Origin of the sequence: Streptomyces sp. NPDC101191 (assembly GCF_044767915.1) — a bacterium.
Taxonomy (GTDB): domain Bacteria; phylum Actinomycetota; class Actinomycetes; order Streptomycetales; family Streptomycetaceae; genus Streptomyces.
Window position 1 is genome coordinate 790492 of the sequence record NZ_JBIWOU010000001.1, and the last position, 12132, is coordinate 802623.

At 73.7% G+C, this 12132-nt stretch carries 14 protein-coding genes; 4 read left to right on the top strand and 10 right to left on the bottom strand.

Annotation, left to right across the window (positions count from 1 at the left end; all coding sequences use genetic code 11):
* Positions 1 to 94: 94 nt before the first annotated feature.
* The 5 genes from ACIRQF_RS03520 to ACIRQF_RS03540 form a co-directional block, all read right to left on the bottom strand.
* Positions 95 to 619 (bottom strand): DoxX family protein, encoded by a 525-nt coding sequence (locus ACIRQF_RS03520; RefSeq protein WP_404088445.1) that lies wholly within the window; start codon positions 617 to 619, stop codon positions 95 to 97.
* A gap of 5 nt (positions 620 to 624) precedes the next feature.
* Complete coding sequence (locus ACIRQF_RS03525; RefSeq protein ID WP_376628327.1) at positions 625 to 1287, bottom strand: hydrolase; 663 nt, start codon at positions 1285 to 1287, stop codon at positions 625 to 627.
* A gap of 395 nt (positions 1288 to 1682) precedes the next feature.
* Positions 1683 to 3284: a M4 family metallopeptidase gene (locus ACIRQF_RS03530; protein ID WP_382485485.1), complete on the bottom strand. Its 1602-nt coding sequence runs from the start codon at positions 3282 to 3284 to the stop codon at positions 1683 to 1685.
* 146 nt (positions 3285 to 3430) lie between these two features.
* Positions 3431 to 4411 (bottom strand): LysR family transcriptional regulator, encoded by a 981-nt coding sequence (locus tag ACIRQF_RS03535; RefSeq protein ID WP_404088447.1) that lies wholly within the window; start codon positions 4409 to 4411, stop codon positions 3431 to 3433.
* Positions 4412 to 4757: 346 nt separating this feature from the next.
* Complete coding sequence (locus ACIRQF_RS03540; RefSeq protein WP_404088449.1) at positions 4758 to 5255, bottom strand: carboxymuconolactone decarboxylase family protein; 498 nt, start codon at positions 5253 to 5255, stop codon at positions 4758 to 4760.
* 87 nt (positions 5256 to 5342) lie between these two features.
* On the opposite strand from ACIRQF_RS03540, the gene ACIRQF_RS03545 reads away from it, so the two are divergent.
* From ACIRQF_RS03545 to ACIRQF_RS03560, 4 genes are all read left to right on the top strand, one after another.
* Entirely contained in the window at positions 5343 to 6266 is a 924-nt protein-coding gene (locus ACIRQF_RS03545) for a pirin family protein (protein WP_382485906.1), read from the top strand.
* A 69-nt stretch (positions 6267 to 6335) separates the two neighbouring features.
* On the top strand, positions 6336 to 6677 hold the full coding sequence (locus tag ACIRQF_RS03550; protein ID WP_376628334.1) for a GNAT family N-acetyltransferase: 342 nt from the start codon (positions 6336 to 6338) through the stop codon (positions 6675 to 6677).
* Between the two features lie 85 nt (positions 6678 to 6762).
* Entirely contained in the window at positions 6763 to 7338 is a 576-nt protein-coding gene (locus ACIRQF_RS03555; RefSeq protein ID WP_376628336.1) for an antibiotic biosynthesis monooxygenase, read from the top strand.
* Between the two features lie 101 nt (positions 7339 to 7439).
* Positions 7440 to 8228: a crotonase/enoyl-CoA hydratase family protein gene (locus ACIRQF_RS03560; protein WP_382485902.1), complete on the top strand. Its 789-nt coding sequence runs from the start codon at positions 7440 to 7442 to the stop codon at positions 8226 to 8228.
* A gap of 161 nt (positions 8229 to 8389) precedes the next feature.
* Here ACIRQF_RS03560 and ACIRQF_RS03565 read toward each other — a convergent pair whose 3' ends face one another.
* The 5 genes from ACIRQF_RS03565 to ACIRQF_RS03585 form a co-directional block, all read right to left on the bottom strand.
* Complete coding sequence (locus ACIRQF_RS03565; RefSeq protein WP_404088453.1) at positions 8390 to 9073, bottom strand: hypothetical protein; 684 nt, start codon at positions 9071 to 9073, stop codon at positions 8390 to 8392.
* Positions 9074 to 9083: 10 nt separating this feature from the next.
* Positions 9084 to 9668, bottom strand: a complete 585-nt coding sequence (locus tag ACIRQF_RS03570; protein ID WP_404088456.1) for an RNA polymerase sigma factor — start codon at positions 9666 to 9668, stop codon at positions 9084 to 9086.
* 80 nt (positions 9669 to 9748) lie between these two features.
* Positions 9749 to 10222, bottom strand: coding sequence for a hypothetical protein (locus ACIRQF_RS03575; protein ID WP_376628343.1), 474 nt, complete (start codon positions 10220 to 10222; stop codon positions 9749 to 9751).
* A 132-nt stretch (positions 10223 to 10354) separates the two neighbouring features.
* A complete protein-coding gene (locus tag ACIRQF_RS03580) occupies positions 10355 to 11557 on the bottom strand; it encodes a peptidoglycan recognition protein (RefSeq protein WP_404088461.1) in 1203 nt (400 codons plus the stop codon).
* Positions 11554 to 12084: a hypothetical protein gene (locus ACIRQF_RS03585; protein ID WP_404088463.1), complete on the bottom strand. Its 531-nt coding sequence runs from the start codon at positions 12082 to 12084 to the stop codon at positions 11554 to 11556. Before ACIRQF_RS03585 ends, ACIRQF_RS03580 begins: the two co-directional genes overlap by 4 nt.
* Positions 12085 to 12132: the final 48 nt, after the last annotated feature.

Below are 12132 nucleotides of genomic sequence, written 5' to 3' on the forward strand. Positions count from 1 at the left end.
AGGGAAGGGCCCGGCTGCCCGGGCGGGAGGGGCGGGCGGCCGGGCCCGGGGCGGTGGGTGTGGGCGGCCGGGCCCGGGGCGGTGCGGCTCGGACTCAGTGCCGGCCGGGTGCGGCGGTGTCCGCGGGCGCCGCCGGGGGCGGCCGGTGCAGGACGAGCCGCGTCAGCAGCCCGCTGCCGAGGCCCGCCACGAGCACGACCCCGGCCCACCACAGCGGGTAGGGGGTGAGGCCGAGGGCCGAGTCGAGGGACCAGGCGCCGGGTCCGGTCGCGGTGAGGGCGACGGCGGTACCGATGAGGACGAGCGGGTACTCGTACCCGTCGTTCTGCACCCAGAGACCGTGGCGCCACTTCACCGTGAGCGCGACCGTCATGACCCCGACGGCGCCGGTCGCGGCGAGCGGGGTGAGGAAGCCGGCGGTGAGGAGCAGGCCCGATCCGATCTGGCCGCCGCCGGCCGCCACGGCGGTGAGGGCTCCGCCGCGGAAGCCGTCGGCGCGGAACTCGGCCGTGCCGCCTTCGAGTCCCCTGCCGCCCAGGTGCGAGCTGATCTTCTGCACACCGTGGCCGGCGACGAGCAGTCCCACCAGCAGACGCAGGATCAGAATGCCGGTGTCCATCGCGGTCAGCCGGCCGCGTGTGCGCCGATGACGCTCTGCGCGTACACGACGCCCAGGCCGTAGGCGCCCGCGTGGGCCTTGACGATCTCCATGACGGCGCCATACGTCTCCTGACGGGCCCAGTCACGCTGCAGCTCCAGAAGGACCTGCACCCAGGTCACCGGTACGGCGCCGGCGGCCACCATGCGCTGCAGCGCGTGCTCGTGGGCGGCCGGGCTGACGCCGCCGGAGGCGTCGGAGACGACGTACACCTCGTAGCCCTGCTCCAGCGCCGAGAGCGCGGGCAGCACCAGGCAGACCTCGGTCCACAGGCCGGACAGGACGATCTTCCTGCGTCCGGTCGCCTTGACGGCGGCCACCAGCGCCTCGTCCTCCCAGGCGTTCATGGTGGTGCGGTCGATGACCTCGTGCCGGGGGAAGACCTCGGCGAGCTGGGGCAGCAGGGGCCCGGAGAACGACTCGGCGGCGACCGTGGTCAGCACGGCCGGCACGTCGAAGGCCCGCGCGGCCTTGGCGAGACCCACGGTGCTGTTGATGATCGCGGCACGGTCGCCGCTGCCGGTGCCGAAGAACATCTGCGGCTGGTGGTCGACGAAGAGCATGACAGCGTTGTCGGGTGTGAGCAGGTCCTTGCCGGGAGCGGCCTGCACCTGGGAGATGTCGAACATGAGGGGTCCTTTCGGGGCGGTTTGCACCGTGCCCGCCGCCTCGACGGCCGGGCACCCCTCGAAACTACGACCGACCCGGCAGACCGCTTTTACCTCCCGCGCCCGGGACTTGGCACCACAGCGCACTGCCGGCGGACCACCCGACGACCAAGGCACGGCTCGGGCACGGCTCGGGCACGGCGGGTGCCGCTGCCGATCCCGGCGCCGGTGCCGATCGCGATGCCGATCCCGGCGCCGGTGCCGCTGCGGGTGCCGGTGACGGTCCCACCCAATCCCGGTGCCGCTGCCGGTGCTGACGCCTCTGGGGACGCAAGCCGCCCCGGGCCCGGTCGGGACGACCGGGCCCGGGGCGGTGTTCCGGGGCGGAGCCCCGGATCGGGCGATGCGGAGCCGCGTCAGGCGACGTTGACCGCGCTCCAGGCGTTCGCGACGGTGGCGTACTCGGTGCTGGTGGCGCCGTAGAGGTCCTTCGCCGCGCTCAGGGTCGCGGCGCGGGCACCCTTGTAGTCCGTGGTGGAGGTCATGTAGACGGTCAGCGCCCGGTACCAGATGGCGGCGGCCTTCTGGTTGCCGATGCCGGTGACCGTGGAGCCGTTGGACGTCGGGCTGTTGTACGTCACGCCGTTGATGGTCTTGGTGCCGCTGCCCTCGCTCGCGAGGTAGAACCAGTGGTTGCCGACGCCGGAGGAGTTGTGCACGTCGAGCCGGCCGACGGACTTCGACCAGTAGTCGGCGGAACGCCCGTCCAGGGACGGCTTGTCGAACCGGCGCAGCCACGGCGGGGTGGACTGGTCGCTGAAGAGGTAGTCGGGGGTGTCGATCGCGCTGTTGGCGTACCACTCGACCATCGTGCCGAGGATGTCGCTGGTGGCCTCGTTGAGACCGCCGGACTCGCCGCTGTAGCGCAGGTTGGCGGTGGCCGAGGTGACGCCGTGGGTCATCTCGTGGCCCATGGTGTCGAGGTCGACCTGCTCGGGGTCGGTGACGCCGTCGCCGTCGCCGGTCATCATGCAGAAGCAGGCGTCCGACCACTGGGCGTTGTCCCACTTGGTGCCGACGTGGACGAACACGGTGGCGCCGCGGCCGTCGTTCTTGATGCCGCTGCGGCCGAAGGTGGACTGGTAGTAGTCGAAGGTCTTCGCGGTGTTGGCGTGCGCGTCGACGGCGGCGGTGGAGCGGTCGGTGGAGAACTTCCGGCCGTCGCCCCAGACGTTGTCGGCGTCGGTGAACAGCGTGCCCGAGGAGCTGTTCAGGGACGAGGCGGAGACGTTGCGCGCGTCCTTGGTGACGTGCTTGCGGACCGGGTCGATCAGGGCGAAGGAGCCGTCGGCCTGCTGCGTGGTGTCGATCGTGATGTCACCGGTGTACTCGGAGTGGCCCGTGCCACTGGCCTCGCGCTCGCTGTCGTAGTTCTCGATCGCGGCACCGGTGGTGGCGTCGGTGACGAAGACCTCGCCGTGCGGCTGGCCCTTGTCGCCCAGACCCTGCACGGTGGTGCGCCAGGCCAGCCGCGCGGTGCCGTCGGCGGCCCACACGATCAGCTCGGGGGTGGACCTGGCCTGGCTGACCAGTCCCTGCGAGCGCTTGAGCGCACCGGCCGCGGTGCCCTTGGCGTCGACGCCCGGAGTGACGGACCTCAGCGCCACCTTGTGGGCCTTGGCGTGGCTGGATCCCTTCAGCGCGCCGTCGGCCTTCTGGTGGACGACGAAGTCGCCGCCGACCACGGGCAGGCCCTGGTAGGTGCGCTCGAAGCGGACGTGCTGGGTGCCGTCGGCGTCGATCACGACGTCCTTGACCTGGAGCGCCTGGCCCGCGCCGAAACCGAAGGTGTCGGCGTGCCGGGTCACGTTGGCCTCGGCCCGGGATATCGCCGTGTCGCGGACGGACTTCCCGTGCGGCGCGGCGTGGGGCTGCGAGTAGGCCGGGACGGCCAGGGCGCTCGTGGTGATCACACCGGCGGCGACCATCGTGGAAAGGGCAAGGAGGTGACGGGGCATGACGCGGTGTTTCCTTCGCTCGTCGTGGGGGTGACGACGTCCGTGGACGTTGACGCGAAGTGTTCACCAGGTGACATGTTCCTGACGTGATCCCAGGTGGGATACAACTGTGGAGCTATAGGGGTGGGGACGCGTGGCCCGGCCGGTCACCCGTCGGCGCCCAGGGCGAACTCCTCCCCGCCGTCCTCCCACCAGGCCAGGTACTGCGGCCGCTGCCGCACGAGCGCCTGGTACGCGGCCAGCAGGCGCCCGCCCGCGGCGTCGGCGAGCTCGGGAGGAACCGATTCCGCGTTCCAGGCCAGCCGCAGCCGCCGGTGGAACGGGACGTCCACGAGCGGCCGCTGCACGGTGCCCTGGGCGGGGACGTCGGCGGTCGGCCACACGCCGCAGACGGCACGCCGGCCTGCGACCAGGATCCGCGCCACCGACAGGTCCGACGTCACGTGTGCGATGCGCGGGGTGAATCCCGCCGACTGACAGGTGAGATGGAGGTACGCGTGCACCCCGCTCTCGTCGGCCTCCGGCATCACCCACTCCTCGTCCCGGAGGTCGTACAGGCTGACCGTCTCCTGCCGGGCCAGCGGGTGGTCCTCGGCGAGCAGGACGAACACCGGCTCGCGCAGCAGTGTGCGCGTCGCCACCGACTCATCGACCGGCAGGGGGAATCCCGGGAACTCTCCGAAGACCGCGATGTCGCATTTCGACAGGCTCAGGGCTTTCATCAGGGTGTGCACCGAGCGGCGGGCGTCGATGGTGAGGCGGCGTTCGGGGACGAGTTCGAAGAGCGCGGATATCAGCAACGACACCAGGGGGCCGGCGGTTCCGCCCGCCCGCAGCGGCGCGGCCGTCTCCCGGTCCGCCTGGGCCGCCGACCGCGCGTGCTCGCGTAGCCGGTCGAAGCCGACGACGAGGTCCCGCGCGCAGCGCAGGACGTACTGCCCGTTCTCGTTCGGCTTCACGCCGTCCGCGCTACGGGTGAAGAGCGGGCCGCCCAACTCGTGCTCGATCCGCTTCAGCTGGGCGCTCGTGGCCGGTTGGGAGAGCTGCAGCCGTGCGGCGGCTTTGCGGATGCTGCCGGCCTCGGCGACGGTGAGCAGGACACGGAGGTGCCGGAACTCGAGGTGCATGAACATTCCCCGCTCAGGGCGGAGGGCTCCTTGCACCCCCCGTGACCAGCAGTACCAACTGCCCGGGGGCATGGTGACCAAGAGTCCGACGGACCCGCCGGGCCGGCAACCACGGGACGGCAAAATCTGCGTACGGGCACCACGGCTTCGCACCGGCACCGCGGTGCGGCAAAGGCCGTAAGGCGCGGCGGGCGACTGGAGGGGGGCGGGCGACGGGAGGGCGGTGGGCGACGGGGGCGCCCTTGCCGGTCCGTCGTCCACCACCCCGCCCCGTCACCCGCCGCGCCTTCCCGTCGCCCACCACCCCGCCCCGTCGCCCGCGGCGCCTTCCCGTCGCCCGCCGCGCTCAGCCGGCGGGCGCCTCCCGCACCGGGTGCTTGCTCAGGATCGAGACCCGGTTGAAGGCGTTGATGGTGATGGCCACCCAGATCACGGCGGAGAGCTCGTCGTCGTCGAACACCTCGCGAGCCTCCTCGTAGGCCCGCTCCCGGGCGAGCGCGTCCGCGGGGTGCGTGGTGGCCTCGGCGAGGGCGAGGGCCGCGCGCTCGCGGGCGGTGAAGAGCCCGGTGTCACGCCAGGCGGCCAGCACGCCCAGGCGCCGGGTCGTCTCGCCGGCCCGCAGCGCGGCCCGGGTGTGCACGTCGAGGCAGAAGGCGCAGCCGTTGAGCTGGGACACGCGGAGATTGACCAGCTCGACCAGGATCCGGTCGAGGCCCGCCTCGGCGGCCGTCGCGCGGACGGTGTCGGCGGTCTTCACGAGCGCCTGGTACGCCGCCGGGCTCTGCTTGTCGAGGTAGATCCGCCCCACCGCGGGGGCCGCCGTGACCTGTACCGTCTCACTCACCCTGCACTCCTTCGCGTGTTGTCGTCTCGACTATGATCATCCATACTTGTTGAAAATGAAACTACATGGATGAGGAGGGGCTGGGACATGGCTGCCACGGAGGTCGAGGTCCTCACCGCCCGGGACGTCCCGCTGGGCGGACCGCGCGCGATGCGCGTACGGCGCACGCTGCCGCAGCGGGCCAGGACACTGATCGGCGCCTGGTGCTTCGCCGACCACTACGGCCCCGACCGGGTCGCCGACTCCGGCGGCATGGACGTCGCCCCGCACCCGCACACCGGACTGCAGACCGTCAGCTGGCTCTTCACCGGCGAGATCGAGCACCGCGACAGCCTCGGCAGCCACGCCTTCGTGCGCCCCGGTGAACTCAACCTCATGACCGGCGGTCACGGCATCGCCCACACCGAGGTCTCCACCCCCGACACCACCGTCCTGCACGGCGTCCAGCTCTGGGTGGCCCTGCCCGACGCGCACCGGCACGCCCCGCGCGATTTCCAGCACCACGCGCCGGAGGCGCTGCGCGTCGACGGGGCGGAGCTCCGGGTCTTCCTGGGCACGCTCGCCGGGGAGACCTCGCCCGTACGCACCTTCAGCCCGCTCCTCGGAGCCGAGCTCCTGATCGACGCCGGCGCCACCGTCACCCTCGACGTCGACCCGGAGTTCGAGCACGGACTCCTCGTCGACGAGGGCGACGTACGCCTCGACGGCACCGTCCTGCGGCCCGCCGAGCTCGGCTACGCGGCCCCCGGCCGCACCACCCTCACCCTCACCAACGCCTCCGACCGGCCGGCCCGGACCGTCCTCCTGGGCGGCACGCCCTTCGAGGAGGAGATCGTGATGTGGTGGAACTTCATCGGACGCAGCCACCAGGACATCGTCGAGGCGCGGGAGGAGTGGGAGCGGGCCTCCGACCGCTTCGGCGACGTGGACGGCTACCCGGGTGACCGCCTGCCGGCCCCCGCCCTGCCGAACGCCGTCATCGCGCCCCGCCGGAACCCCTCCCGCCGCTGACCTCCCTCCCCGACCCGCACCGACCCGCACCGATCCCCCCGATCCGCACCCCGCCCCGGAAGGACCGCCATGAGCGAGCAGAGCGCCACCCCCGTCGTCCGTCACGTCGACGCCCGTCACCGTTACGAGATCCTCGTCGACGACCGGCGCGCCGGCCTGACCGCGTACCGCGACCGTGACGACCGTCGGGTCTTCTTCCACACCGAGGTCGACGACGCCTACGCCGGCCAGGGACTCGCCTCGATCCTCGTCGAGCAGGCCCTCACCGACGTCCGCGCCTCCGGCATGCGCATCGTCCCGGTCTGCCCGTACGTGGCGAAGTTCCTCAAGAAGCACGACGAGTTCGCCGACATCACCGACCCCGTGACCCCCGAGGTCCTGGAGTGGCTCGACGCCCGCCTGGGGCGCTGACGGGCGGCCCCGTCGACCGGAGGGGCCGGCCCGCGGCGGGTGACGCGTACAGTGTGGGCGGGCGCGGTGAGATCAAGAGGAGTCTGTGTTGACCGCCGTCAGCCTTGAGCACACGACCGTCCCCGCCGACACGGGCGAGGTGACCCTGCTGATAGCCCGCCGCGTCGAGCCCGGCTACGAAGCCTCCTTCGAGCGGTGGGCGAAGGGCATCCTGGAGAGCGCCGCCGCCTTCCCCGGCCATCTCGGCTACGGGCTCTTCCGCTCCTCGGGCGGCGACGCCCCCTGGTTCCTCGTCCACCGCTTCCGGGACCAGGAGGCGTGCCGGACCTGGCAGGAGTCGCCCGAGCGGGCGGCCTGGTTCGCCGACTGCGACGGGCACCACCACACCGAGATCGCCCGGCGCAGGCTCACCGGCATGGAAACCTGGTTCGCCAAGCCGGGCTCGACCCGTCCCGCGCCGCCCCGGTGGAAGATGGCGATCAGCGCGACCCTGGCGATCTACCCGATCTCCCTCTTCGGCGGCCTCTTCCTCACCCCGCACCTGACCGCACTGCCCCTCCTGCTCAGCAGCGCGGTCGTCGCCTGCGTCTTCAACGTGCTGATGACGTACGTGGCGATGCCCGCCGTGAGCAGGCTGCTGCGCCGCTGGCTGACCTCATAGCGGCGTGCGGGGCCGCCCGCGCGGGGGCCCGCGGCGGGCACACCGTCTCTCCCCCACGCGTGGCCCTGGCCCCCCGCTCGCGGCCCCGCCAGAATGCGCCCATGACCGATGACTCGTCGACATCCGGCGTCCGCGTCGAACACGACGGGCCCGTGACGACCGTGGTGTTGTCGCGGCCCGCCGCCCGCAACGCCGTGGACGGGCCCATGGCGCGCCGGCTGGGCGATGCCTTCCGGGCCTTCGAGGAGGACCCCGACGCCTCGGTCGCCGTGCTGTGGGGCGAGGGCGGGACCTTCTGCGCGGGCGCCGACCTCAAGGCGATCGGCACCGAGCGCGGCAATCGGGTGGCCCCCGACGGCGACGGCCCGATGGGGCCGACCCGCTTGCGGCTCACCAAGCCGGTGATCGCCGCGGTCGCCGGGCACGCCGTGGCCGGCGGGCTCGAACTGGCCCTCTGGTGCGACCTGCGCGTGGCCGAGGAGGACGCGGTCTTCGGGGTGTTCTGCCGCCGTTGGGGTGTCCCCCTGATCGACGGCGGCACGGTACGGCTGCCGCGGCTGATCGGCGAGAGCCGCGCCATGGATCTCGTGCTCACCGGCCGGCCCGTACCGGCGGCCGAGGCGTACGCGATGGGCCTCGCCAACCGCCTCGTTCCGCCGGGCAGGGCGCGGGCCGCGGCGGAGGAGCTGGCCCGGGAGATCGCGGCCTTCCCTCAGCTGTGCCTGCGTCACGACCGCATGTCCGTACGGGAGCAGCACGGGCTGCCCGAGTCCGAGGCCCTGGCGGGCGAGCTGCGGCACGGCATGGTGGCCCTGTCGTCCGGCGAGACCCTTTCGGGCGCGGCGCGCTTCACCGCGGGAGAGGGAAGGCACGGCTCGTTCGGCGGGTGACCGGACCGGCCCGGCGGAACCGGTCGGGGACACACACCCGGGGCCGGTCGGGGTGGTCCTGGGACCGGTCGCGGGTACGCCCCTGGGCCGGCGGCGCGGCGCCGGCCGGAGCGGAGCCGGCGCCGGTCGGCGCGGTGCGCGGTGCCGGAACGTCTCGGGAGTCAGCGCGCTGCCGGGCGGGCGGGGCCGGGTGCCGTCCGCGGCTTCACGGCCGGGGGTTCCGCCTTGCCGTTCTTCCGCCACCCGTTCTTCGCTTCCCGATCGGCGTCCGGGACCACACCCCTTCCCTGGCCCTGGCCCTGCCCCTGGCCCTGCCCCTGCCCCTGCCCCTGCCCCTGCCCCTGGCCTTGCCCCTGACCCGGGTTCTCCGCCTGCCCCTGGTTCTCCCCCCGCCCGCGGCCCTTCCCCTTCCCGTTCGTCTTGCCCTTCGCCTTCCGCTCGGGCTCCTCGCGGTCCGGGTCGGGATCGGGTGCCTCCGCGCCCGGCCGGCCCGGGGGCGGCGTGTGCGGAGCCGGGATGGATTCGGGGTGGGGCGGGGCCGAGGTGGTGGGGTCGTGGCCCGGGGCCGGGCCGTCGGACAGGCGGCCGGGCAGGTTGCCGGAGGCGAGCGCGACCCCGCCGAGCGTCAGGCTGGCGACCAGCCCGGCCAGAACGGCGCGCAGGGAGCGCCCGCCACGCCGGCGGACCGCGACGGGGGTCCAGTCGTCCCGACGGCGGTTGGGCAGGTCCACGTGCAGGACCGTGCGGAAGGCGGCCAGGGTGGGGAGGTCGGGTTCCGGGTGCGACCCGTCCCGGGTCAGCGCGGAGCGCAACGCGTCCTCCAGGGCGCGGTGTTCGTGATCCATCGGCATTCCGTCACCTCGCTCTTCCCTTGAGTTCCCGTGCGAGTCGCTTCAGCCCCCTGTGTGCCGCGGACCGTACCGCACCGGGACGCTTCCCCAACACCCGGGCCGCGGTGGGCCCGTCGAGGCCCACGACGACCCGGAGGAGCACGGCCTCGGCCTGGTCCCGCGGCAGGCTCTTGACCAGCGCGAGCGCCTGCTCCGTCGACAGGCTCTCCAGCGCCTCGCCGGCGGTGTCGACGGCGGCCGGCAGGTCGAGCAGGTCCTGCTCGACCGGGGCGGGGCGGGGCCGGGAGCGCTCGCGGCGCAGATGGTCGAGGGCCCGGTGACGGGCTATCGTCGCGGTCCAGCCGCGGAATCCCGCACCGTCGCCGCGGAACCGGCCGAGGTCGCGGGCGATCTCCAGCCACGCCTCGGCGGCGACGTCCTCGGCGTCCGCGCCGACCAGCCCGCGCACGTAGCCGAGGAGGCCGGGGTACACCGTCCGGTACGCCTCGGCGAAGGCCTCCTCGTCGCCGCGCTGGGCCCGTTCGACGGCCTCGCCGAGTCGTAAGTCGCAGGGCTCCGCGGGCGCGCGGCTGCCGGCCTCCTCGCTCACACGTCCCTCTTCACAGCCGGTCCCGTCAGGAAACTCCGGCCGCGCCCGTGGAACCGGAAGACTCTCATCCTGTCAGACCGTCAGCAGCGGCCCGCCGTCAGCCCGTCCGAGGGGCAGCCGGTGCGCCGCGGCCGTGGTGGGCGGCGTCCGTGCAGGGTGAGGAAGTAGGTCCGGAGGGACTCCTGGGGGCCGATCTCGAAGCGGTTCACGGTCCGGCCGAGGGGGTTCCAGAGCCGGCCGTCGGGCATCCGTACGGCGACGGGGTGCTCGAAGGCGGTGCGGACGGGGTGGTCCGGGGGCAGGTCGACCCACACCGCCCCGGCCTGACGCACCAGCACCTCGCCCACGTAGGCGCCGAGGCCGAGCAGCGGGCCCGTCACGTCGTGGCGCCGGGTCCCGCCCCGTCTGAGCCCGTCGATGAGCCGGTCGACGACCGCCAGGCTGGTCACGCTGTAGTCGAGCGGCAGGCGCGCCCGCGCCGTGACGCGTCCGACGAACTCGGACGCGCACCGCTCCATCTCGGCCGCCCGTGGTGCCCGCTCTTCGCGATCCATCCCTGTTCACCCCTGCCCGTCGACCCGTCGCGGCGGGATCCGGTGGACCCCGCCGGATGATCAAGCGGATCCCGCCCCCGGAACATCACGGGGCGGCAAGGTGACGCTGCTCACAGGCGACATGACGGTACGTCAGTCGAGCGGGGCGCCCGGGTCCGGCTGCGCCGCGGCGAGTTGCCGGACGGCGGGCAGGTCCGCGTACAGGTTCGCGCCGGGGCACTCCGTGGGAAAGCCGTCCCGGTGGCCCGAGATCCGCGAGAGGGTGACGACCTGGCCCTTCTTGTAGAGGCCGTTGTCCGCGGCGGCGACGAGGGCGACCGTCCCGGCGGGGTCGTGGCCGTAGAGGCCGAGCTTCCAGGCGGCCACGCCCGCGATCGCGTCGAGCACCGGCTGCGTGGAGACGGCCTCGTTGTAGTTGCCGAGGACGGCGATACCGGTCGTGTCGGTGTTGAAGCCGTAGGTCTGGGCACCGAGGACGGGCCTGTCGACGCCGCCCGCACGCCCCTCGAAGACGGTCCCGCACTTGTCGACCAGGAACTGGTAGCCGATGTCGTTCCAGCCCTGCCCCTGCACGTGGTAGAGGAAGATCGCGCGGATCACGTCGGCCGACTGCTCGCAGGTGTAGTCGTTGGTGCCGGCGGTGTGGTGGACGAAGACGGCCTTCGTCTCGGTCGTGTACGTCGGCGGGTCGACGACCAGGGACTCGTCCGCGCCCCAGCCGGACCGGGGCGTGATCGCGGGGCGTTCGGCCGCCGCGGCCGCCGCACCCGCCACCGACGTGGGCGTCCGCGGCGCGCCGGCGGTCCGCGCACCGGCGGGCGTGCCGCCCGCCCGCGGGTCGACGAGTTCCACGCGCAGGCCCTCGGGCAGCTTCGCTCCGGCGTCGATCCGCACCTGCACTCCGTCGGAGAGTCCGGTCCACAGCGGCTGGGTGCCGGCCCGCCCACCGGCGGACCGGCCGTCCGACCCCGCGTCGGGAGTGCGGACGTCCTGGTCGAGCGTCCGCCAGGCGGACCAACGGCCGGTGCGGTGGTCCCGGGTGCGGACCTCCGCCGTGCCGCCGAGCTCCGCTCGGGGGTCGGCCCAGGTGAGCCCGATCATGCTGAAGGGCGCGGTGCGCCGGGCCGACAGGCCGCGCCGGTCGCCGTCGGCGCCGTCGAGCGCGATGCTCGCGAGGCCGCCGCGCTCCGCCCCGGTGGCGGCGGCCGCGAGCGCCGGGGCGGGCGTGGCGGCGCTCCCGGCGGGCGCGACGAGGCCGGTGGACGCCACGACGACCGCGGCGAGTCCGGCGAGGGTGGCGGCGCGGGCGGTCCGGCCGAGGAGGTTCGGGATCACGGGGTTCCTTGGAGGTCGGTACGGGTGGGGGTGGGAGTCCCGGAGCTCTCCCCCGCGCAGGTGCCGCGTCCGAAGACGCCCTCCACGGTGGAGCTCTGGACGTGGCGCCCGGCGACGGTGAGGCCGCAGCTCGCACGGCCGCCCTTCTCGCCGAGCGTGACGCTGACGGCCGGGGTGGCGCCCTGCGGCAGCCGCACGGTCTTCCGCCACGGCAGCCGGGCGTTCCTGACGAGGTCCTCGACGCCGGCCGCCCGGTAGGAGATGTCGGCGGTGCCCTCACCGAGGACCTCGTACGCCACCTCCGTCGCGTGGGCCCCGGACCGGCCGCCGGCCGCCCCCCGCTCGTCCTCCGAGGGACCGCCGGCGCCGACGCTTCCGTAAGCGAGGAGCGCGCCGCACACCGACAGCAGCGCCCCTGCGGCGACCACCGTGAACCGGCGGCCGCGCCGGTTCGATTCCCTCTCGATTTCGGGCTTTTCGGGGTTCCCGGATCCTTCCGGGTCCACCGGGGCTTCTGTGGGCGGCATGACTTCTCTTTCGCTCGGCGGAAATTCCGCTGCGTTATACACCACCGA

What these genes read in the sequence shown, in the direction of transcription:
- ACIRQF_RS03520 (WP_404088445.1), bottom strand. Translation starts at nt 619, where the DNA reads ATGGACACCGGCATTCTGATCCTGCGTCTGCTGGTGGGACTGCTCGTC.
- ACIRQF_RS03525 (WP_376628327.1), bottom strand. Translation starts at nt 1,287, where the DNA reads ATGTTCGACATCTCCCAGGTGCAGGCCGCTCCCGGCAAGGACCTGCTC.
- ACIRQF_RS03530 (WP_382485485.1), bottom strand. Translation starts at nt 3,284, where the DNA reads ATGCCCCGTCACCTCCTTGCCCTTTCCACGATGGTCGCCGCCGGTGTG.
- ACIRQF_RS03535 (WP_404088447.1), bottom strand. Translation starts at nt 4,411, where the DNA reads ATGCACCTCGAGTTCCGGCACCTCCGTGTCCTGCTCACCGTCGCCGAG.
- ACIRQF_RS03545 (WP_382485906.1), top strand. Translation starts at nt 5,343, where the DNA reads ATGGCTGCCACGGAGGTCGAGGTCCTCACCGCCCGGGACGTCCCGCTG.
- ACIRQF_RS03550 (WP_376628334.1), top strand. Translation starts at nt 6,336, where the DNA reads ATGAGCGAGCAGAGCGCCACCCCCGTCGTCCGTCACGTCGACGCCCGT.
- ACIRQF_RS03560 (WP_382485902.1), top strand. Translation starts at nt 7,440, where the DNA reads ATGACCGATGACTCGTCGACATCCGGCGTCCGCGTCGAACACGACGGG.
- ACIRQF_RS03565 (WP_404088453.1), bottom strand. Translation starts at nt 9,073, where the DNA reads ATGGATCACGAACACCGCGCCCTGGAGGACGCGTTGCGCTCCGCGCTG.
- ACIRQF_RS03575 (WP_376628343.1), bottom strand. Translation starts at nt 10,222, where the DNA reads ATGGATCGCGAAGAGCGGGCACCACGGGCGGCCGAGATGGAGCGGTGC.
- ACIRQF_RS03585 (WP_404088463.1), bottom strand. Translation starts at nt 12,084, where the DNA reads ATGCCGCCCACAGAAGCCCCGGTGGACCCGGAAGGATCCGGGAACCCC.